General features: G+C 67.1%; 25 protein-coding genes. 12 read left to right on the forward strand and 13 right to left on the reverse strand.

Annotated elements, in window-relative coordinates:
* Positions 1-123: 123 nt before the first annotated feature.
* From P6144_RS04300 to P6144_RS04330, 7 genes are all read right to left on the reverse strand, one after another.
* Positions 124-1,380: an ATP-binding protein gene (locus P6144_RS04300; RefSeq protein ID WP_277766468.1), complete on the reverse strand. Its 1,257-nt coding sequence runs from the start codon at positions 1,378-1,380 to the stop codon at positions 124-126.
* Between the two features lie 118 nt (positions 1,381-1,498).
* Entirely contained in the window at positions 1,499-1,711 is a 213-nt protein-coding gene (locus P6144_RS04305) for a hypothetical protein (protein WP_277766469.1), read from the reverse strand.
* Positions 1,712-1,762: 51 nt separating this feature from the next.
* On the reverse strand, positions 1,763-3,022 hold the full coding sequence (locus tag P6144_RS04310) for an N-succinylarginine dihydrolase (RefSeq protein WP_277766470.1): 1,260 nt from the start codon (positions 3,020-3,022) through the stop codon (positions 1,763-1,765).
* Positions 3,023-3,140: 118 nt separating this feature from the next.
* Positions 3,141-4,151, reverse strand: coding sequence for an arginine N-succinyltransferase (locus tag P6144_RS04315; RefSeq protein ID WP_277766471.1), 1,011 nt, complete (start codon positions 4,149-4,151; stop codon positions 3,141-3,143).
* Positions 4,148-5,356, reverse strand: a complete 1,209-nt coding sequence (locus P6144_RS04320) for a hydrolase (RefSeq protein WP_277766472.1) — start codon at positions 5,354-5,356, stop codon at positions 4,148-4,150. Before P6144_RS04320 ends, P6144_RS04315 begins: the two co-directional genes overlap by 4 nt.
* A gap of 78 nt (positions 5,357-5,434) precedes the next feature.
* The gene (locus tag P6144_RS04325; protein ID WP_277766473.1) at positions 5,435-6,376 is read right to left on the reverse strand and encodes a DUF481 domain-containing protein; all 942 of its coding nucleotides are present in this window, start codon (positions 6,374-6,376) and stop codon (positions 5,435-5,437) included.
* Between the two features lie 44 nt (positions 6,377-6,420).
* Complete coding sequence (locus P6144_RS04330) at positions 6,421-6,900, reverse strand: RNA pyrophosphohydrolase (RefSeq protein WP_277766474.1); 480 nt, start codon at positions 6,898-6,900, stop codon at positions 6,421-6,423.
* A 119-nt stretch (positions 6,901-7,019) separates the two neighbouring features.
* Here P6144_RS04330 and P6144_RS04335 point away from each other — a divergent pair, with 119 nt between their 5' ends.
* The 6 genes from P6144_RS04335 to P6144_RS04360 all read left to right on the forward strand — a co-directional run bounded on the left by P6144_RS04335 (position 7,020) and on the right by P6144_RS04360 (position 14,776).
* A complete protein-coding gene (locus P6144_RS04335; protein WP_277766475.1) occupies positions 7,020-7,928 on the forward strand; it encodes a histone deacetylase in 909 nt (302 codons plus the stop codon).
* A gap of 51 nt (positions 7,929-7,979) precedes the next feature.
* Positions 7,980-9,923, forward strand: coding sequence for a 2-oxoacid:acceptor oxidoreductase subunit alpha (locus P6144_RS04340; RefSeq protein ID WP_277766476.1), 1,944 nt, complete (start codon positions 7,980-7,982; stop codon positions 9,921-9,923).
* Positions 9,924-10,019: 96 nt separating this feature from the next.
* Entirely contained in the window at positions 10,020-11,054 is a 1,035-nt protein-coding gene (locus P6144_RS04345) for a 2-oxoacid:ferredoxin oxidoreductase subunit beta (RefSeq protein WP_277766477.1), read from the forward strand.
* 116 nt (positions 11,055-11,170) lie between these two features.
* Entirely contained in the window at positions 11,171-12,322 is a 1,152-nt protein-coding gene (locus P6144_RS04350; RefSeq protein ID WP_277766478.1) for an acyltransferase family protein, read from the forward strand.
* A 40-nt stretch (positions 12,323-12,362) separates the two neighbouring features.
* Positions 12,363-13,595 (forward strand): cyclopropane-fatty-acyl-phospholipid synthase family protein, encoded by a 1,233-nt coding sequence (locus tag P6144_RS04355; protein ID WP_277766479.1) that lies wholly within the window; start codon positions 12,363-12,365, stop codon positions 13,593-13,595.
* The gene (locus tag P6144_RS04360) at positions 13,592-14,776 is read left to right on the forward strand and encodes a serine hydrolase domain-containing protein (protein WP_277766480.1); all 1,185 of its coding nucleotides are present in this window, start codon (positions 13,592-13,594) and stop codon (positions 14,774-14,776) included. The genes P6144_RS04355 and P6144_RS04360 overlap by 4 nt, the downstream gene beginning before the upstream one ends.
* A 107-nt stretch (positions 14,777-14,883) precedes the next feature.
* Here P6144_RS04360 and P6144_RS04365 read toward each other — a convergent pair whose 3' ends face one another.
* A complete protein-coding gene (locus P6144_RS04365; RefSeq protein ID WP_277766481.1) occupies positions 14,884-15,594 on the reverse strand; it encodes an SDR family NAD(P)-dependent oxidoreductase in 711 nt (236 codons plus the stop codon).
* Between the two features lie 104 nt (positions 15,595-15,698).
* Positions 15,699-17,159 carry an amidophosphoribosyltransferase gene (purF, locus tag P6144_RS04370; RefSeq protein ID WP_277766482.1) on the reverse strand — a complete coding sequence of 487 codons (1,461 nt, stop codon included), beginning with the start codon at positions 17,157-17,159 and terminating at the stop codon, positions 15,699-15,701.
* Positions 17,160-17,292: 133 nt separating this feature from the next.
* Between purF and P6144_RS04375 the strand changes: the two genes are divergently transcribed.
* From P6144_RS04375 to P6144_RS04400, 6 genes are all read left to right on the forward strand, one after another.
* A complete protein-coding gene (locus tag P6144_RS04375; RefSeq protein ID WP_277766483.1) occupies positions 17,293-17,544 on the forward strand; it encodes a Rho termination factor N-terminal domain-containing protein in 252 nt (83 codons plus the stop codon).
* Between the two features lie 99 nt (positions 17,545-17,643).
* Positions 17,644-18,000, forward strand: a complete 357-nt coding sequence (hisI, locus tag P6144_RS04380) for a phosphoribosyl-AMP cyclohydrolase (protein ID WP_277766484.1) — start codon at positions 17,644-17,646, stop codon at positions 17,998-18,000.
* Between the two features lie 122 nt (positions 18,001-18,122).
* Complete coding sequence (locus tag P6144_RS04385) at positions 18,123-18,608, forward strand: hypothetical protein (RefSeq protein ID WP_277766485.1); 486 nt, start codon at positions 18,123-18,125, stop codon at positions 18,606-18,608.
* 163 nt (positions 18,609-18,771) lie between these two features.
* Positions 18,772-19,191: a MerR family DNA-binding transcriptional regulator gene (locus P6144_RS04390; RefSeq protein ID WP_277766776.1), complete on the forward strand. Its 420-nt coding sequence runs from the start codon at positions 18,772-18,774 to the stop codon at positions 19,189-19,191.
* Positions 19,192-19,208: 17 nt separating this feature from the next.
* Positions 19,209-21,011 carry an acyl-CoA dehydrogenase C-terminal domain-containing protein gene (locus P6144_RS04395; protein ID WP_277766486.1) on the forward strand — a complete coding sequence of 601 codons (1,803 nt, stop codon included), beginning with the start codon at positions 19,209-19,211 and terminating at the stop codon, positions 21,009-21,011.
* Between the two features lie 158 nt (positions 21,012-21,169).
* A complete protein-coding gene (locus P6144_RS04400; RefSeq protein ID WP_277766487.1) occupies positions 21,170-21,466 on the forward strand; it encodes a GIY-YIG nuclease family protein in 297 nt (98 codons plus the stop codon).
* A 145-nt stretch (positions 21,467-21,611) separates the two neighbouring features.
* On the opposite strand, the gene P6144_RS04405 is transcribed toward P6144_RS04400, so the two are convergent.
* The 4 genes from P6144_RS04405 to P6144_RS04420 all read right to left on the reverse strand — a co-directional run bounded on the left by P6144_RS04405 (position 21,612) and on the right by P6144_RS04420 (position 25,763).
* Positions 21,612-23,030: a cell wall hydrolase gene (locus P6144_RS04405; protein WP_277766488.1), complete on the reverse strand. Its 1,419-nt coding sequence runs from the start codon at positions 23,028-23,030 to the stop codon at positions 21,612-21,614.
* An 89-nt stretch (positions 23,031-23,119) separates the two neighbouring features.
* The gene (locus P6144_RS04410) at positions 23,120-23,428 is read right to left on the reverse strand and encodes a hypothetical protein (RefSeq protein WP_277766489.1); all 309 of its coding nucleotides are present in this window, start codon (positions 23,426-23,428) and stop codon (positions 23,120-23,122) included.
* A gap of 89 nt (positions 23,429-23,517) precedes the next feature.
* Positions 23,518-24,438 (reverse strand): cysteine synthase A, encoded by a 921-nt coding sequence (gene cysK / locus P6144_RS04415; protein ID WP_277766490.1) that lies wholly within the window; start codon positions 24,436-24,438, stop codon positions 23,518-23,520.
* Positions 24,435-25,763, reverse strand: a complete 1,329-nt coding sequence (locus P6144_RS04420) for an MFS transporter (RefSeq protein WP_277766491.1) — start codon at positions 25,761-25,763, stop codon at positions 24,435-24,437. Before P6144_RS04420 ends, cysK begins: the two co-directional genes overlap by 4 nt.
* Between the last annotated feature and the right edge of the window lie 136 nt (positions 25,764-25,899).

Raw genomic sequence — 25,899 nt, forward strand, 5'->3', positions numbered from 1 at the left:
TTTTTATGTTCTGGAGCTCAAGACATCGGCCCAGCCGATCCGCCTTGAAGGACCGGCGCACGAAAAACCCCGCCCGGCGCGGTCGCCAGGCGGGGCTTCGATCTCCCAGGTCTAGAGGCGCCCTCAGGCCGTCGGCGGGTTGCCCGGCAGGATCACCGTCACGCGCAGGCCGCCGATCGGCGAGCGGCTCGCCTCGATCCGCCCGTGATGCGCCTCGACGATCGCCCGCGCCGTCGCCAGGCCCAGGCCCGAGGCGGCGGATTCGTCCGAACGATCCGAGCTGCGATAAAAGGGCTCGAACAGCCGCTGGGCGAGCATCACGTCCACGCCGGGGGCATTGTCGTCGATGATCAGGCGCCAGGCATCCCGCGAGCTCTCTAGGCCCAGCACGATCCGCCCATTGCGCGGGGTGTAGCGCAGCGAATTGTCGATCAGCGCGCTGAACAGCTGCTCGATCCGTGCGCCGTCCCATTTCACGATCACCGTGTATTCGGGCAGCGTGCTGGTCTCGAGCCGGACGCCCTGCGCCTCGGCGCGCTTCTTGTCGGCATAGATCGCGTTGTGGATCAGCGCGCGCGGGTCGACCGAGGCGAAGGTCACCGGCAGGCGGCCGAGATCGGCCAGCGCGACGGCGTTGAGGTCTTCGGCCATATGGATCAGCCGGCGGGTATCCTCCTCGATCGCGCCGATCAGCGCGGGCTCGAGCGGGGGCTGCACTTCGCAGAGCTTGATGAAATGCTCGCCCATATTCTCTGTCGGGCCCTTGAGCTCGCCCGAGATCGAGACCAGCCAGGTCCGCCGCGCCGTCTCGAGCCGGCTGAACTGGCTGGCGATGCGGCGCAGGTTGCGCATCGTCGCCACCACCTCGGCGGGGCCGTCCTCGTCGAAATAGAGGTCGAGATCGCCGTTCACCACGTCGCGGCTGAGCCCGTAGAGCTGGAGCTGCGGCTTCGCCCAGCGCCGGGCGAAGACATAGGCCATCACCAGCAGCAGCACGAACAGCACGACGACGATCGCCGCCACGCCGATATACTGGGTGGCGAGCACGCGCCGGTCCTGGTCCGAAAGCTCGGGCGGGCGGACGATCTTGGCGGTCGCCACGGTGCGGCCGTCGACTTGGACCGGGCGCTCGACGCGCGGAGTCACGCTGGTGGTCGGTCCCGCGATCGCCTGGCCCTGGGCATCGACGAGCAGCACGCGACCGGCAAGCGGCCCCGATTGCTGCATCGCCTGATCGAGCGGCCGCCCCGCGCGCGCCATTTCGGCCGCCGTCTGGACGAATGCATCGAGCCGTTCGCCCTCGCGCTGCGCCAGTTCGGCCTGTTGCCCTTCGTGCATGACGAAGACCATCAGCCCGCCGGGCACGACCGCCGCGAGCAATGCCTGCGCCGCTAGACTTGAAAAGATACCTGGAAACAAACGCACGCGCTTTATGACCTCCCCAAAGGTCGCTCCGTTTCGGAGTTAGCCGCCGACCGTCACAGACGCAATTCCCCGCTCAGTCCGGAACATCGAAGCTGTCCAATATCTTGGCGCCCGCCATGAACACGGCGATCGGGCATGCACCGAACAGCAGCCAGCCTCCCCAGCCGGGGAAGGTACCAAGATAATGAACCCCGCGCTCGGTCGCGCCGCAGGCAAGGCCATAGATCACGAGGAACGCCTCGAACTTGGTCTTGATCACGAACAGGCGGCCGAGGCGATGGAACATGCCGGATGTTAAGCAAGCGCCGGGCCAACCGCAAAAATACGTAGTTTCGCGTTAAATTTGCTGGTTACCTGTAAGTAAATCCGACAGGTCGAGCGCCTCCAGCAGCGTCCGCCGCGCACCCTCCACCTGCTCGATCAGCGCCGGGTCTCCGATCGAATCGAACGGTATCGCCTCGGGCCAATGCGCCTCGATGACGCCGGCGATACGGCTCAGCTTCGCCGCATCGACCAGGAAGCGCGGATCGACGGTTTTCGGATCGCAAACCACGCGCAGCCGCAGACAGGCCGGGCCGCCGCCATTGGCCATGGACTGGCGGACATCGACCACCTCGAGACGCCGGATCGGGCCATTGCCGGCGACATGCGCCTGCAGCCAGTTCCACACGCCCGGCGTCTCGCGCGCCTCGCCGGGGAGCACCAGCGCCATCTCGCCCGACGGCAGCGTCACCAGCTGGGCGTTGAACAGATAGGATTTGATCGCATCGGCCAGGCTGACCTGGTCGGCAGGCACCTCGACGATCTCGACCTCGGGCAGCATCGCACGCAGATCGGCGTAGAAGCGGTCCTTGTCGGCAAAAGCCTGCTCATGCGCGAACAGCACCCGGCCATTGGCCACCGCCACCACGTCGTTGTGGAACGCCCCCGCTGCGATCGCTTCCTCGGATTGCTGGACGAACAGCACGCGCTCGAGCCGGTGCCTGCGCGCCACTGCGGCGCTGGCGTCCGGGTGCTGGCGGGCGGGGAAGGGGCCGCCGGAGATGCCATAGACGAACACCTCGACACCCGGCGCGTCATGCCCGGGCGCGAGGCGCATATGGTTGGCCGCCCCCTCGTCGCCGAACGGCGCCGGCACCGGCCCGTGCACCGTGAAGGCAGGATCGGCAAAGGCGAGGCGGAGCTGCGCCAGTGTCTCGGGCCATTCATGGCTACGATGCGGCATCGTCACCAGGTTGGCGACGCTCAGATGGCATTTGCCGTCGCCGGTATCGGGCGCGGGCGAGACCGTCGCGGCATTGGCCGCCCACATCGGCGAGGCGGAGAGCGCCTGCGCCCGGGTGTGCGGCGGCGCATCCTCGAAGCGGGTGCCCAGGCTCGCCAGCCAGCGATGATCGGGCCGGGCATGGGGCAGGAGGATGCCCTGGGGCAGCCCGAGCGCCAGGTTCGCCCGCATCTTGGCGATGCCCTGCAGCGCCGCGGCGCGGGGATGGGAAGTCTCGCCCCGGTTGCGGGTCGCGGCGAGATTGCCATTGCTTAGCCCGGCATAATTGTGGCTCGGGCCGATGATCCCGTCGAAGTTGATCTCGGTAAGCATGGCTTAGCCCCTCCCCTTCAGGGGAGGGGTTGGGGTGGGGCATATCAGCGGGCGATGGGCTCGGTGAGACGGACAGGCCCCACCCCAAACCCCTCCCCTGAAGGGGAGGGGCTCTTGATCAACGCCCCACATGCAGCACCTCATCCCCGATCCCGATGCCGAGCAGTTCGGCCGTGCGCTCGTCGATCGCCACGCCGCCGTCGCGCACCGCCACGCGCCCCTGGGTCACGCGGAATTCCTTGAGCGTGCCGGTCGCGACCAGCGCCGCCTCGCCGCCGGCTTCCACCGCCACCACCTGCGCGGTACGGGCATCGCGCACCGTATTCACCTGATCGGTGCGCGCGGTCATGGTCGGGCCGCCGTCGAAGATGTCGACATAGCGTTCCCAGGCAAAGCCCTCGCCCTCGAGCATCCGCATCGCCGCCCGGCCCGAGGGGTGGGGCAGGCCGATCACCCCGCGCGCGCTGTCGGAGAGCATCGCGGTGTAGATCGGGTGCTTGGGCATCAGATCGGCGATGAACTGGTTGCCGTTCACCGCATTGAAGCTGTCCGCCTCCTGGAAGTTCATCCCGAAGAAGCGCCCGGCGATGCCGTCCCAGAAGGGCGATCCGCCCGCCTCGTCGATCACCCCGCGCAGCTCGGCGAGGATCCGCTCGGCAAAACGGTGGCGGTGGCGGGCGATGAACAGGTAGCGGCTGCGCGCGAGCAGCATGCCCAGCCCGCCGGCGCGCTCGCCCGGATGCAGGAACAACCCGCCTACTTCGGAGCAGCCCTCCAGGTCGTTGACCAGGCTCAGCGTCTCGGCGCGGAAGGTGCGGCCCAGCTCCTCGCTGTGCTTGGTCTCGGTGGCGAGGCGATAGGAATAGAAGGGCCAGCGCTGCCCCACCGCAGTGAAGATCTGGCAGGTGCCGCGCACCTCGCCGGTATCTGCATTCTCGAGCACCAGCACGAACACATCGTCGCCGGCCTCGCCTTCGCCGCGCTCGAACGCGGTATGGCTGCGGGCGAGCTTGGCGCGCAGCACGTCCTTTTCGGGCTGCAAATTGGTGAAGCCGCCGCCGGTGAGCTTCGCCATCTCGTAGAGCGCCTGCAGATCCTCGTCGCGGGCGGCCCTGATCACGAAACTCATAACTTCCCCTTCTCGGCGATACGCAACATGGTGACGGCGGAGAGCGCAGCGCGTTCAGCGAGGCTCTCCGGGATAAGGAATTCATCGGCGCTGTGGATCAGGCCGCCGCGCGCGCCCATCGTATCGACTACCGGCACGCCGCAGGCCGCGATGTTGTTGCCGTCGCACACGCCGCCCGAGAATTTCCACGCAACCGGGATGCCCAGATCGGCGCCCGAGCGCTTCACGAGTTCGAACAATTTCTCAGCACCGGCGTCCAGCGGCTTGGGCGGGCGATTGAAGCTGCCATGCACGTGCACGTGCACATCGTGCTTGACCGTGACGATCGCCACGGCCTGGTCGATCGCGATGCGGGCGCGGGTGATCGCCTCGGCGTCCTTCGGCCGGAAATTGACGCGCAGGATCGCGAGATCGGGCACGACGTTGTTCGGCCCGCCGCCGTCGATCTTCGCCGGGTTCACCGCGAGCCCGGGGGTCTTGGCGTCATTGAGCCGCATCGCCAGGTCCGCGGCGGCGACCAGCGCATTGCGCCCTTCTTCGGGATTGCGCCCGGCATGCGCGGACTTGCCGTGCACGACGATCGAGAAATTGCCCGTGCCCCCGCGCGCGCCCGCCAGCGTGCCGTCGGGCAGGGCAGGCTCATAGGTGAGCGCCGCCACCTTGCCCCTGGCAACGCCCGCGATCAGGCCGGCGGAGGAGAAGGAACCGGTCTCTTCGTCCGAATTGATCAGCACCTCATAGCCGAGATGCGCGGCGAGCGGGCTCTCCTCCACCGCTTCCAGCGCGGCGAGCATCAGCGCGAGCCCGCCCTTCATGTCGGCCGCGCCCGGCGCATTCAGGTTGCCGTCGGGTAGCCAGCGATTGACCTGGAAGGGATGATCGGCACCGAAGACGGTGTCCATGTGCCCGGTGAGCAGGATCTGCACCGGCGCCTCGGGGCGGACGGCCAGGTGCAGGTGCCGGCCATGCGCCAGCGGCAACACCTGCCCGTCTGCGGTCACGCTATCGGCTGCCTCGGGCTCGACCAGCGCGAGAGGGCCGGGCAGGGCAGCGAAGGCGTCGGCCAGGGCATCGGCCATGCGGGCAAGTCCCGCCAGATTGCGGGTGCCGCTGTTGATCGCCGTCCAGGCCTCGGTCCGCGCCAGCATCGGCGAGGCCGCAGCTCTCTCCACAGCCGCGCATTCGATCTTGGAAAGCTCGGTCATCCCGCGGGACTAGCGCGAAATATTATTGCGGTCACCCCAGCGAACGCCGGGAAGCGCATGCGTTTTGATTATGGCCGGTCAGAAATCGACGACGAGGGCCGCGCGGCTGGTCGAGTCCGTGCTCTTGCGGCCCACCGCTGGCGTGCTTTCATATTGCAGCGAATAGCTGAACTGCGCCGAGAGCGGGCCGAACAGCCGAGTGAGCAGCGCCGACTTGGAAGAGATGGTGCTGTTCGCGTCCTGCACATAGGCAGAGGCGTTCTGCGTCACCGAGATGCCCTTGGTGATCTTCCAGCCGAAATCCAGGCTGCCGCGCGCCGCCGCGTTGCTCTCTTCGGGCTGGGCGATGAAGCGGGTGTAGCGAAAGGCCGGGCCCACTTCGAGATCGAGCTTCACCGAAGGCGACTTGATCGCGCTGTAGCCGATCCCGCTCGACACCGAGACGCGGTCGCTGAAGCCCGAGAAGCGATCGCTCTCATATTGCGCCGCGCCGTAGAGATAGGCGCGGTCGTCGAACTTCCAGTTGGGCTCGTATGCGGCGAGATAGCGTTCGCGCGTCGTGATCCCCAGGCTCTCCTGGTAATCGCCCTGGATGCGCAGCTTGTGGCGCCATTCCAGGCCTTCGCGCTTCAATTCCATCGACGCGGCGATGCCGACATTCTCGGTATTGCCCTCGGTAACATAGCCGCCCAGCTCGGCATGGCCCTTCACCAGCGCGAAGAAGTCGGCGCTGCGGATCTTGGCCTGCGCCTTTTTCAGCCGGGAATCTCGCCAGTCGGCGGCGATCTTCACCAGCTGGTCGGCGCTGTCGGGGGCGGCCGAGCGCGCATATTTCACAATGACGGCGACGTCGTTCTCGTTGCCCGATTCCATCGCCGCCTCGAGCATCAGCTTGAGCGCGGGCGGCACGTTCGCGGTCGCCAGCGCGGCGGCGACGGTGTCGTCCTCGTCGTCCATCGGCACGGCAAATGCCGGTGCGGCGGCGAGCAGCAACGGCAGGGCAAGGAGCGAGGCGCGCATGTGCAGGTCCGTATCGCCGTTATGGGAGCGAAACTAGGGCAGGATCAGACGAGATGTTGTCCAAAGACGGTCAACAGTTCCTTATAGAGCGCTCTTTTGAACGGCACGATGATCTCAGGGAGATCTTTCGGCTCCGCCCAGCGCCAGGCGCGGAATTCGGGCTCGGCGGTCTCGATGTTGACGTCGCTGTCCTCGCCGAGGAAGCGGAACAGGAACCAGCGCTGGCGCTGCCCGCGCCACTTGCCCTTCCAGATGCGGCCGACCAGGTCCTCGGGCAGGTCGTAGAACAGCTCGTCGGGCGCGACCGCGACCAGCTCGGCCAGCTCGCGCTGCACGCCGGTCTCCTCCCACAGCTCGCGCCATGCCGCCTCGATCGGGTCCTCGCCCGGATCGATCCCGCCCTGCGGCATCTGCCAGGCCTCGACGACCGAATCGAGCCGCTGGCCGACGAACACCTGGCCGTGGCGATTGAGCAGCATCACGCCCGCGCAGGGGCGATAGGGAAGGGAGGCGATGTCGGTCATGGCGCGCGCATTACCTCTAACGTCATCCCGGCGAAAGCCGGGATCTCAGGCGATGGCGCGGGAAGGAGCGCACGAGATCCCGGCTTTCGCCAGGATGACGGGATACCTACGTTCGGGAAGTGATCCATCTCGTCCACCACCCCGATTACGTCGCGCCGGCTCCGGCGCGCAGCCAGTATCAGTGGAACAAGAACGGCCTGGTCCGCGACCTGCTGCGCGCGGAAGGCGACATCTTCACCTGGCACCAGCCCGAGCCGATGCCGCGCATCTGGCTCGAGGCGGTGCACGATCCCGATTATGTCGAGCAGGTGCTCAGCACCGCGGTGCCGCCCGAGAAGGAGCGGCGCATCGGCTTTCCGGTCACCCCCGAAGTCGCCCGCCGCGCCCAGGCCGTGCCCGGCGGCACCTATCTGGCCGCCCGGCTCGCGCTCGAGCATGGCTTCGCGGCCAACACCGCCGGCGGCAGCCACCATGCGCTCTTCGATACCGGCGCCGGCTTCTGCGTGTTCAACGATCTCGCCCTCGCCGCCGTCCGGCTGGCGGAGGAGGGGCACCGCGTGCTGATCATCGATTGCGACGTGCACCAGGGCGACGGCACCGCCGCGCTCACCGCGGGCCGGCCCGAGATCGCCACCTATTCGATCCATGCCGAGAAGAACTTCCCGGTCCGCAAGGCGCGCTCGACGCTCGACGTCCCGCTGGCCGACGGCGTGGGCGACGCGGAATATCTCGAAACGCTCGAGCGCACCCTGGTCCCGCTGCTCGAGGGCTTCGCGCCCGATCTCGTCCTCTACCAGGCCGGCGTCGATCCGCTTGCCGGCGACCGACTCGGCCGCCTCGCGCTCAGCTATGACGGGTTGATCGCGCGCGATCGCTGGGTTTCCGGCGTCATGACGTCGCACGGCATCCCCTTCGCCAGCGCGCTGGGCGGCGGCTATGGCGAGGACGCGCTCGAAGTCTCGCGCCGGCACGTCGCCTCGATCCTCGCGCTGGGACAGGCAGTTGCGGGCCGGGCTTTGCAGCGTTGAATTTGGGGCGTACACACCTGCACAACGATATAAAATTGCAGGAGAGAGGCTGTGGCGACTGCCGCGCATACGCTCACGCCCGAAGAGGCGTCGGCGCATCCCGCACCTGAAGCGATCGTCGTTCGTTTCGCCGGCGACTCCGGCGACGGAATGCAGCTCACCGGCGGCCAGTTCACGCTTTCCACCGCGCTGGCCGGCAACGACCTTGCCACCTTCCCCGATTTCCCCGCCGAGATCCGCGCGCCGCAGGGCACGCTGTTCGGCGTCTCCGCCTTCCAGATCAACTTCGGCTCGGCCCGGATCGACACCGCCGGCGACCAGCCCGACGTGCTTGTCGCGATGAACCCGGCGGCACTCAAGACCAATGTCGAGGCCCTGAAGCCCGGCGGATTGATCATCGCCGACGAGGGCGAGTTCGGCCAGCGCAACCTCGACAAGGCCAGATACGCCGCCAATCCGCTCGACGACGGCAGCCTTGCCCGGTGGCAGCTGCTCCGCCTCGACATCTCGCAGCTCACCCTCGACGCAGTGAAGCCCTTCGGCCTCGGCAACAAGGAGGCGCTGCGCTGCAAGAACATGTGGACGCTGGGGCTCGCGCTCTGGATGTTCGATCGCGATCGCCAGCCCCTCGTCGACTGGCTCAAGGCCAAGTTCGCCAAGGCGCCCGAGCTGGCCGAAGCGAACATCGCCGCGCTCAACGCCGGCCACGCCTATGGCGAGACCGCAGAGCTGGGCGCGATGGGGATCAGCCAGCGCCAGGTTGCCGCCGCGCCCGCCGAGCCGGGGCTCTACCGCACCGTCACCGGGGCGGAATCGATCTCGCTCGGGCTCGTCGCCGGGGCCCAGCTCGCCAATCTGCCTATGTTCTTCGGCGGCTATCCGATCACTCCGGCCAGCGCGATCCTGCACACGCTGTCGCGCTACAAGGAGTACAACGTCACCACCTTCCAGGCCGAGGACGAGATCGCCGCGGTGGCTTCCGCCCTGGGCAGCGCCTATGCTGGAAGCCTTGGCGTCACCTGCTCGTCGGGCCCGGGCATCGCGCTCAAGACCGAGGCGATTGGCCTGGCGATCATGACCGAGCTGCCGCTGGTGATCGTCAACGCCCAGCGCGGCGGCCCCTCGACCGGACTTCCCACGAAAACTGAGCAGTCCGACCTTTACCAGGCGGTCTATGGCCGCAACGGCGATGCGCCCGTGCCGGTGCTTGCCGCGCGCTCGGCCGCGGATTGCTTCGATGTCGCGATCGAGGCGGTGCGGATCGCCACCCAATACATGACCCCGGTGATGCTGCTCACCGACGGCTATCTCCAGAATGCCGCCGAGCCCTGGAAGGTGCCGGACATGTCGGCCTATGAACCCTTCCCGGTGCAGTTCCACACCGAGGCCCCGCCCGAAGGCGAGAAATTCCAGCCCTATGCCCGCAACGACCGGCGCGCGCGGCCCTGGGTAAAACCGGGCACACCGGGCCTGCTCCACCGCATCGGCGGCATCGAGAAGGCGCAGGGGACCGGCAATATCGACTATTCCCCCGCCAACCATCAGGCGATGACCGACACCCGCCGCGACAAGGTCGCCGGGATCGAAGTGCCCGATCAGGCGGTCGAGCAGGGCGGGCAGGGCGGCAAGCTGGTCGTGGTCGGCTGGGGCTCCACCTATGGCCCGATCGCCCAGGCGGTGCGCCGGGCGCGGTCAAAGGGGCATGACGTCGCCCATGTCCATATCCGCCACATCTGGCCGCTTCCCAGAAATCTTGGCGTTCTGCTACAGAGTTACGAGCATATCCTCGTACCGGAAATGAACACAGGCCAGCTCAAGACGCTGCTGCGCGACCAGTATCTCGTCGATGCCCGGTCGCTTACCAAGGTCTCGGGCCAGCCCTTCCGGATCGCCGAGATCGAGGCTGCGATCGCCCAGCATCTCGGCGCCGACTTCGATCAGGAACTGCCGCCCGATAACAGCCAGCTTCCCAGCCCGGAGGCAGTGAATCCCTAGCAATCGTCACCCCGGCGAAAGCCGGGGTCTCAGGCCGCAAGCCCACGCCTGAGGCACGAGATCCCGGCTCTCGCCGGGATGACGAAGGAGAAACAGATGAACGAGATCACCACGATCCGCCCGAGCACCCCCAAGGACTGGGAGACCGATCAGGAGGTCCGCTGGTGCCCCGGCTGCGGCGACTATGCGATCCTCAAGGCGGTGCAGCGGACGATGCCCGAGCTGGGCGTCGCGCCGGAGAACACCGTGTTCGTCAGCGGCATCGGCTGCTCGTCGCGCTTCCCCTATTACATGGAGACATACGGCTTCCACACCATCCATGGCCGTGCGCCGGCGGTGGCGACGGGGGTCAAGCTCGCCAATCCCGATCTCGATGTGTGGATCATCACCGGCGACGGCGATGCGCTGTCGATCGGCGGCAACCACACGATGCACCTCCTCAGGCGCAACCTGAATTGCCAGTTCCTGCTGTTCAACAACGAGATATACGGCCTCACCAAGGGCCAATATTCGCCGACGAGCCGCGAAGGCACGCGCAGCCCGTCCACGCCGTTCGGCTCGGTCGACCATCCCGCCAAGCCCTGCGCCTTCGCGCTGGGGGCGGGGGCGCGCTTCGTCGCGCGCGGGATCGACGTCCACAAGAACCTGCCCGGCGTCCTCAAGGCCGCACACGCGCACCAGGGCGCGGCGTTCGTCGAGATCTTCCAGAACTGCATCGTCTATAACGACGAGGTCTTCGAGCCCTTCACCGCCAAGCCGAATGCTGCCGCCAACCAGCTCTGGGCCGAGCATGGCCAGCCGCTGCTCTTCGCGGGCGGCACCCGCGGCCTGGCGCTCGATCCCGAGCGGCTGGTGCTCAAGGTTGTCGATGTGATCGAGGGCGACTGGCAGGGGGCGGGGGTGATCGTCCACAACGTCACCAACCGCGCCGTCGCGCACATGCTCGTCGAAATGCCCTTCGGCGCCTTCCCGATGGCACTGGGCGTGCTCTACGACGATCCCGCGCCCACCTTCGAGAGCGCCGTGGCCGCGCAGAACCGGGCGGCGAGCGAAGGCAAGGCCGCCGATCTCCAGAAGCTGGTGTCGAAGGGGCAGACCTGGATGGTCGACAAGGAGCCGCACAAACTCTGATACACTTGTCAGCTTGCATTGGCGGGGGACTAGCCTATCGCCTCGTTCATGTTGACCCGCGCGCCCGCTGGCCTCTCTTCGCGTGAACTTGCGCCGGCCCGAAGCGTCTATCCCCGATGAACCCTGCCGACGGCACTTTCCGTACCCCCGCCGAGCGCGCCCGGCGGCATGATCTCGATGCGCTTCGGGCGGTGTTCCTGCTGTTCGGCATCCCGTACCACGCCTCGCTGACGGCGCGGCCGGGCCCGTGGATCGCCAATTTCCACGATCGCTCGCGGGACTTCATCCAGCTCGCCGACTATCTTCACCTGTTCCGCATGCCAGGCTTCTACATGATCGCCGGCTATTTCGCCGCGATGCTGCTCCAGAAGCGCCCGGTGGCGAGCTATCTGCCGTCCCGCCTCCACCGGCTCGTCCCGCCCTTCCTGGCGGGCACCTTCCTGCTGGTGCCGGCGATGCACATCCTGCTGTTGCTCGAGACCGGCCATCCCGATCCGATCGCCCGCTGGTGGGAAATCATGACGATGGCGGATCGCAACCCGTTCGAGCATCTCTGGTTCGTCCAGGTGCTGCTCTACTACACGGCCGCGCTCGCCGGCCTGGCCTGGCTGTTCCCCCGGCTCGCCCATGCCGAGCTCAGGGGCGAGCAGCGCGCGCTGGTCCGCTGGTTCATTCCGCTTACTCTCGCCACCGGGCTGGTCCTCGGCCTGTGCGGCCTCGGCTCGCTCCAGCTCGAGCGCTATCGCTATCTCGACAATTTCGCGGTCAATTTCCTCTCGGCCCGCTACGCGCTCGATTACCTGCCCTGGTTCCTGCTCGGCGCGCTCCTCCAGCGCATTCCCGCGCTCGACCGGCGCTTTGCCCGCTTCTCCTGGATCCTCTTCCTGACAGGGCTCGCGGCGAGCATCGCGGTGGTCTTCTATCCGCGCGCGATCCCGTTTCTCTGGCGGCCGGTGATCACCGGCGTCGCCGCGATCTGCCTGACGCAAGCCTCGCTCGGCGCGCTGGCGCATTTCATCCATGGCGAGCGCCGCTGGGTGAAGGCGCTCGTCTCGGCTTCCTTCGTCATCTACCTGTTCCACGAGCCGCTGATCGTTCTGGCCACGCCGTTGCTCGATCTGCTGCCGATTCCGCTCTGGCCGCGCTTCATCCTGCTCTGCCTGATCGCCTTTTTCTGTTCCTACGGCATCTGGAAGCTGATCAAGCTGAGCCCGGCGCTGCGGTATGTCTTCAACGGCGAGCGGCCAAAGAAGCGCGCCAAGACTTAGGCTTGCCCGACTCACCGGCGCGTGCATTGTGCGCCCCGAAATGCATGCGCCGTTGAGCCAGTCCGATCCCAATCTGCCGCGCCGCCCGGGCTGGTTCGCCCGCGCGCTGGCACCTTTCTTCCGCCGCCAGCTCGACAGGATCGATGCCGGCATCGCCCAGGGCAGCCTGTCGCTCAGCCTGCCCGACGGCAGCGCGCGGCTGCTCGGCGGCCGCGCGGAAGGGCCCGCGGCGATCGTCGACCTGCGCAGCTGGCGCGCGCTGCTCCGCCTGGCCATCGGCGGCTCGATCGGCTGGTACCAGGCCTGGGCGCTTGGCGAATGGTCTAGCCCCGATCCGGTCGCGCTGTTTGCGCTGTTCGGGCTCAACCGCGCCGAGCTGGCGCGCCAGGCCCGCGCCACCGGCCTGTCCCGGGGCTTCAAGCGGCTGCTCCACTGGCGCAATCGCAACCATCGCGGCGGCTCACGGCGGAACATCCAGTTCCACTATGATCTGGGCAACGACTTCTACCGGCTGTGGCTCGACCCGGGCATGACCTATTCGAGCGCGCTGTTCACCGCCTCAGGGCAGACCCTCGAACAGGCCCAACACGAGAAGCTCGCCGCGATCCTGGCCCGCACCGATACCCGTCCAGGCGACGAGATCCTCGAGATCGGCTGCGGCTGGGGCAGCTTCGCCGAGCTGGCGGTGGCGGAGGGGCGCAAGGTTCACGGCATCACTCTCTCGACCGAGCAGAAGGCCTGGGCCGAGGCGCGCGTGCCCGAGCATGCCCGCTTCACCCTCACCGACTATCGCGACGTGCAGGGCCGCTATGACGCCGTCGCCAGCATCGAAATGGCCGAGGCGGTAGGCGAGCCCTATTGGCCCGCCTATCTCGATGCCATTGCCGGCGCGCTCAAGCCCGGTGGCCGCGCTGCGCTGCAGGTGATCACCTTCGACGACGCCTTCTTCGCCGACTATGCCGCGAACGTCGATTTCATCCAGGCCTATGTCTTCCCCGGCGGACTGTTGCTCTCCGAAGCGCGCTTCCGGGCGCTGGCCGAGGCGCGAGGCCTGCGCTGGCAGGATCGCACCGGCTTCGGCCTCGACTATGCCGAGACGCTGCGCATCTGGCGCGAGCGCTTCGACGCGGCGGTGGCGGCGGGCACGCTTCCGGAACAATTCGATAGCAAGTTCATAGACTTGTGGCGCTATTATCTGATGTATTGCGAGGGCGGGTTCAGAGGGGGCGGTATCGACGTCATCCAGCTCACCCTGGTGAAGGAGGAGGGATGATGCGGAAATTGCTGCTGGCGAGCATGCTCGCGCTCGGAAGTGTCTCGGGGCAGGCCGCACAGGCCCAGGCGGTCCAGTCGTCGGATGTGAAGCTGCAGTCCGGCGACAATAGCGGCCTGCGCAAGGTCGGCGCCGAAGTGCTGTTCTGGAGCCAGGCCCAGCGCGACGCCAATTTCCCGCATATGGAGCGTCTCTTCCCCGGCCATATCGTCAAGGCCGGCGGCAAGGTCCGTCCGCTTCCCGCCGGCACGCCGCTCGCCTTCCCGGATGCCGATCTCGACGCCTTCATCGCGGCGCAGAACATCGCCGGGCTGATCGTCCTCAAGGACGGCAAGATCGTGCTCGAGCGCTATGCCCGCGGCTATTCGCGGGAAGGGCGCTGGACCAGCTTCTCGGTCGCCAAGTCCTTCACCTCCTCGCTGGTCGGCGCCGCGATCCAGGACGGATATATCAAGTCGGTCGACGAGCCGGTGACCAGGTACATCCCGGAACTGGCCGGCAGCGGCTATGACGGGGTGACGATCGCCCAGCTGCTCACCATGACCTCGGGCGTGAAGTGGAACGAGGATTATACCGATCCCAAGTCCGACGTCGCCCGCATGTTCCTGGAAGCGGTGCCGGCGGCGGAGGACCCCACCGTCTTCTACATGAAGAAGCTCCCGCGCGAGTTCGCACCGGGGGCGAAGTGGGTTTACAAGACCGGCGAGACCAATCTGATCGGCGTGCTGGTGATGCGCGCGACCGGGAAGCCGCTCGCCACCTATCTCAGCGAGAAGATCTGGCAGCCCTATGGCATGGAGCAGGACGCCTTCTGGATGGTCGATCCGTCCGGGCACGAGGTGAGCGGCTGCTGCCTGTCGGTGTCGTTGCGCGACTATGCCCGGCTGGGCCAGTTCGCGCTCGAAGGCGGCAAGGGCGTCGTCCCCGCCGACTGGTATCGCCAGTCGACCACCGCGCATGCCGACATCGGCGTGCCGGGCTATGGCTATGGCTATCAGTGGTGGACCTATCCCGAGGGCCGCTTCGGCGCGCAGGGCATCTTCGGCCAGGCGATCCGCGTCGATCCCAAGTCGAAAGTGGTGATTGCCGTCTCCGCCGCCGCGCCCAAGGCAAGCGACGGCGACTATGGCAAGGCGCGAACCGCGTTCCTCAACCGGTTGTTCGAAGCCGCGGCGAAGTAGCCCATCAATCCCCCTCCCGCTTGCGGGAGGGGTTAGGGGAGGGTGCGACGGAGAGGTTAACGCGGCGTACGCGCCACAAGCCTCCCACAAGCGGGAGGGGAGAGGGTTTACTCCACCCGCTCGAAATGCCCGGTCTCGAACCCCGACACTGCCAGTGCCGCGATCCGCTCGGCGACAACCTCGGGCGCCTTCACCGTCTCGGGATCCTCGCCTGGGAAAGCGCGCGCGCGCATCTTGGTGCGGGTCGCGCCCGGATCGACGATCGCCACGCGCACCTGGCTGATATGCGCGACTTCCTCGCCATAGGTGAGAAGCAGGTTGTCGAAGGCAGCCTTGGACGAGCCATAGACGCCCCAATAGGCCCGGGCATTGCGGCCCACGCCCGAGGTCACGCCGATCACCCGCGCGCCGCTCGAAGCCTTGAGCATCGGGTCGAACGCCGCCAGGATCGCCGCCTGCGCAGTGACGTTGAGCGTCAGGACCTTCGCATATTCCTTGAAGTCGATCGCCGGCACCGCGCTCAGCGTGCCGAGCTGCGCGGCGTTGAGCACCAGCACGTCGAGCGCCGCCCAGCGCCCGGAGATCGCTTCGGCGAGGCGCGCGATGCTGTCATTCTCGGTCAGGTCGAGCGGCGCGATCGTCGCCGAACCGCCCGCGGCGAAGATCGCTTCCTCGACTTCCTCGAGCCCGCCCGCAGTGCGCGCGGTCAGGATCACATGCGCGCCCTGCCTGGCCAGTTCCAGCGCTGTCGCCGCGCCGATCCCGCGGCTCGCGCCGGTGACGAGCGCGGTCTTACCTTCCAGTGCCTTGTCGGTCATTCCCATCCCCGTTCGCCCTGAGCTTGTCGAAGGGCAGTGCTTCTCGCCCGCGTCCTCAGAAAGAACGGTGCTTCGACAAGCTCAGCACGAACGGGAAGTGAATGTCAGCCCACGCGCTCGTGGAGCAGCGCGAACTGGTCGGTCGGCGGGCCGTTCTCGTCCTGGTCGGTCAGCGTCGTCGGATATTCGCCGGTGAAGCAGGCATCGCAATATTTCGGATGGATATCCGCGCGGTGCGCCTCGCCGAGCGCCTTGTACAGGCCGTCGATCGTCACGAAGGCCAGGCTGTCGGCATGAATGAAGTCGGTCATCCCGCCCACATCCATCTTGGCGGCGAGCAGCTTGGCGCGCTCGGGCGTGTCGACGCCGTAGAAGCAGCTGTGCCGCGTCGGCGGCGAGGCAATGCGCATGTGCACCTCGGCGGCGCCGGCCTCGCGCATCATCTGCACGATCTTGAGGCTGGTGGTGCCGCGCACGATCGAATCGTCGATCAGCACCACGCGCTTGCCCTTGATCAGCTCGCGATTGGCATTGTGCTTCAGCTTCACGCCCAGGTGGCGAATCTGGTCGCCCGGCTGGATGAAGGTGCGGCCAACATAGTGCGAGCGGATGATGCCCAGCTCGAACGGAATCCCGCTCTGCTGGGCATAGCCGATCGCCGCCGGCACGCCCGAATCGGGCACGGGCACGACGAGATCGGCCTCGACCGGCGCCTCGATCGCCAGCTGCGCGCCGATCGCCTTGCGCACCGAATAGACCGAGCGGCCTTCGCTGATCGAATCGGGGCGCGAGAAATAGACATGCTCGAAGATGCAGGGCCGCGGCCCCACGGGCGCGAACGGCTTGTGCGAGCTGATCTCGCCGCCCTTGACGATCACCAGTTCGCCCGGCTCGACATCGCGGACATAGTCGGCGCCGACCACGTCGAGCGCCACCGTCTCGGAAGCGAAGACGATCGTGTCGTCGAGCTTGCCCATCACCAGCGGGCGGATGCCCAGCGGATCGCGGCAGGCGATCATGCCCTCGGGCGTCATCACGATCAGCGAATAGGCGCCCTCGACCTGCTTGAGCGCGTCGATGAAGCGATCGATCAGCGTGCGGAACTGCGAAGTGGCGACGAGGTGGATGATCACCTCGGTGTCGCTGGTCGACTGGAAGATCGCGCCGCGGCGGATCAGGTCGCGGCGCAGGCGCATCGCGTTCGAGATGTTGCCGTTATGCGCCACCGCAAAGCCGCCGCTCGCCAGCTCGGCATAGAGCGGCTGGACGTTGCGCAGCGAGGTCTCGCCGGTGGTCGAATAGCGGACATGCCCGCAGGCAGTGTCGCCGTGCAGCGCACGGATCACCTCGTCGCGGTCGAAATTGCCCGCCACATGGCCCATCGCCCGGTGGATGTGGAACTGGTGGCCGTCGAAGCTGGTGATACCCGCCGCCTCCTGTCCACGATGCTGGAGTGCATGCAGGCCAAGCGCAACGGCGGCGGCGGCGCCGTCCATGCCGGATACGCCGAAAATGCCACACTCTTCGCGCAGCTTGTCGTCGTCGAACGGGTTCGTGGTAAGCATCAGCCCTCGATGGGGTTGGGAACTGTCGGGCGGGCATATAGGCGCTTCGGCGCGGTTTGTCGCCGGTCTGTCACAAAGAAATGAACTGACAGGGTTTTTCGGTGGTTTTTCAGGGGCGAAAGGAGCTTTTCCCATGCCCGGCCACAACCACGGACCCCAGATCAGGAACGGCGAACTCTACGAGAAACTCCGTGCCGAGGGGAATTCGAAGGAGAAATCCGCCCGAATCGCCAATGCCGAGGCGGCAGGCACGCTCGACCATCCCGGCGGCACGCTCGAAAGCCGCTCGAAGGAGCAGCTGTACGACGAGGCGAAGGAGATCGGCATCGAGGGGCGCTCGAAGATGGACAAGGACGCGCTGATCGACGCGATCCGCGAGCATTGAACCATCGTCATCCCGGCGAAAGCCGGGATCTCAGGCCGCATGCGCCCTTGCATGAGACCCCGGCTTTCGCCGGGGTGACGGCTGGGGTAGAGCCGGTTCGTGGATACCGATCGCGAAACGGGCAGCACGCTCGACCCGAAATATGACGCCGCCGGCCTGATCACGGCGGTCTGCACCGATCCCCAGGGCACGGTGCTGATGCTGGCGCACATGAACGCCGAGGCGCTCCAGGCAACGCTCGACACCGGCGAGGCGACCTTCTGGTCGCGCAGCCGCGGCCGCTTGTGGAAGAAGGGCGAGACGTCGGGCCATGTCCTCAAGGTGATCGAGGCGCGGATCGATTGCGATCAGGACGCGGTCTGGCTCAAGGTCGAGCCGCACGGCCCCGCCTGCCACACCGGTGCGCCGAGCTGCTTCTACCGGGTGATCGAAGGCGGAAAGCTGGTCCGGAAGTGAAGCGCGCGCGCTATAATCCTGAGCCGTTCCCCGGCGAAAGCCGGGGCCCAGGGTTTCTCTGCCGCGTCGCTTATGACCCTGGGCCCCGGCTTTCGCTGGGGAACAAATCAGTCCTTGGAGCCATGCTCCTTCTCGCCGCCTGCTCCTCCGGCAGCGCCCCTACCGACAAACCCCAGCCGCCCCAGGACCTCGAAAAGGCCGCGATCGAACGCGGCCTCGTCCGCAATCCGGCGGACACCGACATTGCCGGCCTCTATGCCCGCGATACCGATCGCGTCTGCATCGTGCCCGACGAGGAGCTCGGCTACCGGGTCGGCGCATTCGTCGACTATGGCGACCGCATCACCTGCAGCGGCACTGGCCGGGCGAGTCGGGTGGGGGAGGCGCTGCATATCGAGTTCGGCGAGGACGGCAGTTGCTCGTTCGACGCCAGATATGACGGCGACAAGATCGCCTTCCCGGGCGCGCTGCCCGATGGTTGCACCAAGTTCTGCGCGAAGCGTGCCTCCTATGCCGGCCTCGAAGTCTCCCGCCTCAGCGAGTCGGCCGCCGAAGCCGCCGCAATGCGCGACGCCAACGGCAAGCGGCTCTGCGGCGCTGACAAATAGCCGTCGCCCGCCAGAATCGTCATCCCGGCGAAAGCCGGGATCTCAGGCGGAGGTGCAGGGAAGGAGCCGCACGAGATCCCGGCTTTCGCCGGGATGACGGAATGGATCAAAGACGGACATAACGAGTTGACGTTCACGTAAGGGGAAAGTATTTTCCATGGCCATGAACGCACCCGCCTTTCCGCTCGAAGCCCTGGCGCCGATCGAGCCGCGCCCGGATCGCGACGCCTTCACCATCTCGGACTTGTGCGCCGAATTCTCGGTCACGCCGCGCGCGCTGCGCTTCTACGAGGACGAAGGGCTGATCGCCCCCGAGCGCCGCGGCACGTCGCGTGTCTATTCGCACCGCGATCGTGCGCGGCTTGCCTGGATCCTGCGCGGCAAGCGCGTCGGCTTCAGCCTCGCCGAGATCCGCGAGATGATCGATCTCTACGATGTCGGCGACGATCGCAGCACCCAGAAGCAGGTCACGCTCGAGCGCTGTCTCGAACGGATCGAACTGCTCGAAAACCAGAAGCGCGACATCGACGCGCACATCGCCGAGCTCCAGCAATTCGTCGACCTGCTCAAAAGCAGCGACTAACCTCCGAGGACCCTGAAATGCCCCAATATACCCCGCCGGTGCGCGACACGCGCTTCATCCTCGAGCAGGTGATCGGCCTTGATCGCTACACCAACCTGCCCGGTTTCGAGAACGCGACCCCCGACACGGTCGACGCGGTGCTCGAGCAGGGCGGCCAGTTCGTCGCCGAAGTGCTGTTCCCGCTCAACCATTCGGGCGACCAGGAAGGCTGCAAGCGGCATGACGACGGCAGCGTCACCACTCCGGCGGGCTACAAGGAAGCCTACACCCAGTTCGTCGAGAGCGGCTGGGGCACGCTGAGCTTCCCCGAGACCTTTGGCGGCCAGGGCATGCCGCACGTCATCTCCACCGCCTTCCAGGAGTTCATGATCTCCTCGAACATGGCCTTCGCCATGTATCCGGGCCTCACGCACGGCGCGATCGCCGCGCTCCTCGCCAAGGGGTCGCCCGAGCAGCAGGAGAAGTATGTCCCCAAGATGGTCGCGGGCATCTGGGGCGGTACGATGAACCTCACCGAACCGCAGTGCGGCACCGATCTCGGCCTGATCAAGACCAAGGCCGAGCCCAATGCCGACGGCTCGTACAGCATCACCGGCACCAAGATCTTCATCTCGTCGGGCGAGCACGACCTGACCGAGAACATCATCCATCTCGTCCTCGCCAAGACCCCGGGCGCGCCGGACAGCACCAAGGGCATCTCGCTGTTCGTGGTGCCCAAGTTCCTGGTCAACGACGACGACAGCCTGGGCGCGCGCAACGCGGTCAGCTGCGGCTCGATCGAGCACAAGATGGGCATCCACGCCAACTCGACCTGCGTGATGAACTATGACGGCGCCACCGGCTGGCTCGTCGGCGAGGAGATGAAGGGCCTCGCCGCGATGTTCATCATGATGAACGCCGCGCGTCTCGGCGTCGGCCTCCAGGGCCTCGGCGTCGGCGAAGTCGCGCTCCAGAACGCCGTCCAGTACGCGCATGACCGCCGCCAGGGCCGCGCGCTCACCGGCCCGCAGGAACCGGCGGAAAAGGCCGACACGCTGTTCGTCCACCCGGACGTCCGCCGCATGCTGATGGAAGCCAAGGCGCAGACCGAGGGCATGCGCGCGCTCTGCCTGTGGGGCGCGCTCCAGGTCGATCTCGAGCATGCCGCCGCCACCGAGGAGGAGCGGCAGCTCGCCGCCGATCTGGTCGGCCTGCTCACGCCCGTCATCAAGGGCGTCGGCACCGATATCGGCTACAAGGTCGCGACCGACAGCCAGCAGGTCTATGGCGGCCATGGCTACATCGCCGAATGGGGCATGGAGCAGTACGTCCGCGATGCCCGCATCTCGATGATCTATGAAGGCACCAACGGCGTCCAGGCGATGGACCTGGTCGGCCGCAAGCTCGCCATGAACGGCGGCCGTGCGGTTCAGGCCTTCTTCAAGCTGGTCGCCGAGGAAGCCGCCGCGGCCAAGGGCGACGAAAAGCTCGCCACGCTGGCCGAAGGGCTGGAGAAGACCCTCGGCCATCTCCAGGGCGCGACGATGTGGCTCGCCCAGAACGGCTTCAAGAACCCCAACGATGTCGGCGCCGGCGCCTATCCGTACATGCAGCTCACCGGCACGGTGGCGCTCGGCCTGATGTGGCTCCGCATGGCCAAGGCGGCGCTTGCCGCGCTGGCCACGGGCGAGGGCGATGCCAGGTTCTACGAAGCCAAGCTGGTCACCGCCCGCTTCTTCGCCGAGCGCTTCTTCCCCGACGCGAGCGGCCTGCGCCGCAAGATCGAGGCGGGCAGCGAGAGCGTGATGGCGCTCGATCCGGAGCTGTTCCGCGCGGCGTAAGGCTGCCGGGAGCCTCTAACCAGTTCCCCGGCGAAAGCCGGGGCCCAGGGCCGCGGAGTACGACCTATCGAGGGCGTCGCAGCTACCCAGCTGCGGCGCCCTTGCAATGTTGGAATGTTCTATATATGTTCCAACGCCTCCTCGTTGGAGGGCGGGCGATGGAGAAGCAGGGCTTCGTCTACATCATGGCCAGCGGTCGCAACGGCACGCTGTACATCGGCGTCACCAGCGATTTGCCGAAGCGCGCATGGGAACATCGGACAGGTGCGGTCGAGGGTTTCACGCGCGAACATGGTTGCAAGCTGCTCGTGTGGTACCAAGCGTCCGAGGATTTGGATGCAGCACGCCTGCGCGAGCTTCAGATGAAGAGGTGGAAGCGCGCCTGGAAGATCGAGCTGATCGAGACGATGAATCCTCGATGGAAGGATCTCGCCGCTGATCTAAGCCCTTCATAACCCTGGGCCCCGGCTTTCGCCGGGGAACAGATTGCCCTGTACGGCTCCCCGGCGAAAGCCGGGGCCCAGGGTACCGGAAGACCGCTCTTTGAGATTGCCGGATAGAACCCGCCTCTAGGCGTGTACTTCGTGTACTTTGACCGCCTCAGCGCGCCGGCTCGGTAGGCCGCGGCGTCGGCGAAGGCTTCGGCACAGGCAGGGTGAAGCTCACCGCGCCCTTGCCCTGCGCCGGCACATTGGTCGGCGCGGCGACCGGCGGGGCCACGACGTCCACCTTGCGGCGCACGCCGGTCAGCGGCGTCGGGCCGGGCAGGGGCGTTGCCCCGGGCACCGGCGTAGCGGCAGCCACCGGCTCCGTCACCTGCACGCGCATGCACTGCACCGGGCTCGGCCGGCGGAACTGGCCGCAATTCCACAGCGCCTTGGCGAAGCCCTGGGTCTCGTCGCGCAGATAGGAGAAGGACATGGTCGAAACCTGCGCACTCGACAGCGGCAGCTTGGCGGGCGTCTGCTTCGCATCGGCCCAGGCCATGAACTTGCAATAGGGCCGCTCGCCGCAGGTCCGGATCGCCAGCGCGGCAAAGGCATCGGGGTTCATGCCCTTGGGCAGGGTGAGCATGAAGTTGTTCTGGTCGCCACCCTCGCTCGCCATCGGCGCCGGCACCGCGCTCTGCGGGATCGAGGCGGGATCGATGAACGCGCCGTCGGTGCCCACCGCGCCCGGCAGCAGCGCGTCGAGCGTGGCGTCTCCGGTGAAGTTGGGCGAGAGCCGGGCCATCAGCGCGACGTTCGGCTCGACCCCGGTATAGGCGCGGTTGAACGCGGGCGGCGTGCCCCACCAGCCTGCCCAGCGGAAGAACAGGTGCGTATGCACCTCGGTGATCTTCTCCAGGCTGGCGCTCCAATAGGGCACCACCCAATCGGTATGGTAGTGCGTCGCATGGCCGACCGCGGCATAGACCGAGCCGGTCAGCGCGGTGCGAGCGATGTAGCGCGCGCGCTCCCAGGCCGCGGCGGTCGGCGTATAGCGCAGCATCGCACCGTCGCAGGTGAAGGTGAACTGGCAGCCGGTCGAGCGCTCCGATCCCTGGAAGACGACGCCGCAGATCGACTTGGGGAAGGCCGGGTGGCGGGCGCGGTTGATGATCACCTGCGCCACCGCGCGCTCGCCAACCGCATCGTCGCCCGCCTCGTAATAAACCGCGGCGGCCAGGCAATCGACGGCGCGGGCCCGGCTCAGCTCCTCGCCGAAGATGCGGAACGGGCGCGCGGCGGGATTGGGCAGGGTCGAGAAGGGGATGGTGGCGTTATAGGCACGCGCATCGTCCGGGTTGACGACCTGCAGCTCGACCGGCTCGACCGGCGGCAGCTCGGTCTTCGGCACCACGCGGTGCGACACCACCACAGGACCGCGCTTGTGCACCACTGTCCGCGGCGTGTGCGCGACCAGCCATAGCGGCAGGGCGATGGCGGCGAGCATGACGAGCGCAAGCACGGCCGCCAGCAGCGGCGAGACGCGCAGCGAAGGTGCTCCGGGCGTAGCAAGGGAAGGGAGGGTCGGCATGGGGTCGCGCCCCATAACGCAGAACTATGCAGGTTGGAACCATCACGGCATCGCAATGCCGCGAGGCCTGGCTCAACCTGGCACGCGGCTCATTCCGGCCAGAAGCCGGTCGCCTCGCACATGTCCCAATGGTCCGCAGCGCCCAGCTTGCAGGCTGCGCCGGTGGTCTCGCCGCTGCACTGCTTCACTTCGCGCTGGTAGCGCTTGTAGCAACTCTCCGGCCGGGCCGACGCAGGAGTCGACACCGCGGCCCGCGACGCCGGCTTGACAGCTTTGGTGGAAACTGGGGCGGCCGCCACGCTGCGCGCCTCGGCCGGTGTCTCCAGCCCGCGCTGCTTCCCCCCGAAAGCCAGCGGCCACCCCAGATAAATGGCGAGCATCACACTCACCAGGATCATCGCATTACGCACTGGATTCCCCCCGGAACACCGCGTTTCTTCCCCGACTCGGAAAAGCTAGCGTTAATCCGGCGTTAATTCCAGTGGACTCAGCTCTCCGGAAGGAAGTCCGGAACGCTCAAATAGCGCTCACCTGTATCATAATTGAACCCCAGGACGCGGACGCCCTCGGGAAGGTCGGGCAGCTTCTGCAGAATCGCCGCCAGAGTCGCGCCCGAAGAGATGCCCACCAGCATGCCTTCCTCGCGGGCGGCACGGCGCGCCATGTCCTTGGCGACGCCCGCATCGACCTTGATCACGCCATCGATCGCGTCGGTATGCAGGTTGCGCGGCACGAAGCCCGCGCCGATGCCCTGGATCGGGTGCGGGCCGGGCTGGCCGCCCGAAATCACCGGCGAGAGCTCGGGCTCGACGGCATAGACCTTCACATTGGGCCAGCTCTTCTTCAGCGTCTCCGCAACACCGGTGATGTGGCCGCCAGTGCCGACGCCGGTGACCACCACGTCGATCGGCGTATCGGCGAAGTCGTTCAGGATCTCCTGCGCCGTGGTGCGGTGATGCACGTCGATGTTCGCGGGGTTCTCGAACTGCTGCGGCATCCAGGCGCCGGGCGTGGTCTCGACGATCTCCATCGCCCGCTCGATCGCGCCCTTCATGCCCTTTTCGCGCGGCGTCAGGTCGAAGGTCGCGCCATAGGCGAGCATCAGGCGACGGCGCTCGACCGACATGCTCTCGGGCATGACCAGCACGAGCTTGTAGCCCTTCACCGCGGCGACCATCGCCAGGCCGACGCCGGTGTTGCCGCTGGTCGGCTCGACGATCGTGCCGCCGGGCTTCAGGCTGCCGTCCTTCTCGGCCGCCTCGATCATGGCGAGCGCGATTCGGTCCTTGATCGAGCCGCCGGGATTGGTCCGCTCCGACTTGATCCACACTTCCGCATCGGGGAACAGCTTGCTCACCCGGATATGCGGCGTGTTGCCGATCGTCTCGAGGATGGTGTTGGCCTTCATGTCGTCATCTCCTTGGGAGGAATCTCGAGATTGGCCGGAGGATCGAAGGTGCGAGCCTGCCTGAGCTCCGGAAATAGCTTGGCCCATGCCAGCGTGACAAGCACGGCGCCGATGCCGCCGCCCACCACTGCGGCGACCGGCCCGATCAGCGCGGCGAGGAAGCCCGATTCGGCCTCGCCCAGCTCGTTCGAGCCCGATACGAACAGCGTTGAGACCGCACCGACGCGGCCGCGCATCTCGTCAGGCGTATAGAGCTGGATCAGCGACTGGCGGACATAGACCGAGACCATGTCGGCCGCGCCGACCACGAACAGCGCGACAAGCGCGAGCAGCACGGCCGGGGAAAGGTCATGCCCCACCGCGGAGGGGCCGAGCACCGGCACCAGCAGCGGCGCCGACAGGCCGAAGGCGACCGTGGCCAGGCCGAACAATCCGACTGCGACCAGCATCTTCACCCCGACGTCGTATTTGAGCGGTCGCCAGGAGAACCAGAGCGCCGTCACCACAGCCCCGACCGCAGGCGCCGCGCGCAGGTGCCCCAGGCCCGCCGAACCGACCTGGAGGATGTCGCGGGCATAGACCGGCAGCATCGCCGTCGCGCCGCCGAGCAGCACGGCGAACAGGTCGAGCGAGATGGCGCCGAGCACGAGCCGGTTGCGCCGGACATAATGGAGCCCGTCGACCATCTGCGCCCAGGGGCTGCCGCTGAACTTGGCGGCGCTACGTGGCACCTGGCCGATCAGCATCAGCAGCACGAAGGCGAGCAGGAACAGGCCGCCGGCCACCGCATAGGGCAGCCAGTCGGCGCCGGCATAGAGATAGCCGCCCATCGCCGGTCCGATCACCGTGCCGGCCTGCCAGGAAAGCGAGCTGAGCGCGATCGCGGTGGGCAGGATCTCCTTGGGCACCAGATTGGGTGAGAGCGCGCTCAGCGCCGGGCTGGCAAAGGCGCGCGCCACGCCCAGCAGCGCGGCAATGCCGAACAGCGCGGGCAGGCTGATCCTGTCCGTATAGGTCAGCACGCCCAATGCGATCGCGCAGCCGGCTTCCAGCGCGACGGCGGCGCGGGCCAGCCAGCGCCGGTCGAGCCGGTCGGCCACCCAGCCTGCGAAGAGCGAGAGAAACAGCAGCGGCAGGAACTGGGCGACGCCGATCAGGCCGAGCTGGAACGCCGCTTCCTTCACCGACATCGTCCGGCGGGCGATGTCGTACACCTGCCAGCCGATCACGATCACCATCGCCATTTGCCCGAGCGTGGTCGAAAGCCGGGCGAGGAAATAATAGCGAAAATTGGGGAAGGCGAACGGGTGCTTGGTTTCAACCATGTCCAAGCCTCTAGGCGCTTGTGCGACGCTATCGCAACGAGCGATTGCTCCCGGCACCGACAAGCTGCGCCATCATCGGCACCTTCAGCTCCGATCGTCGGGAACCAGCGCGGCCGAGAACGGTTCTTTCGCTATC

The sequence above is a fragment of the Sphingomonas sp. HITSZ_GF genome (assembly GCF_029543155.1).
Classification (GTDB): domain Bacteria; phylum Pseudomonadota; class Alphaproteobacteria; order Sphingomonadales; family Sphingomonadaceae; genus Sphingomonas.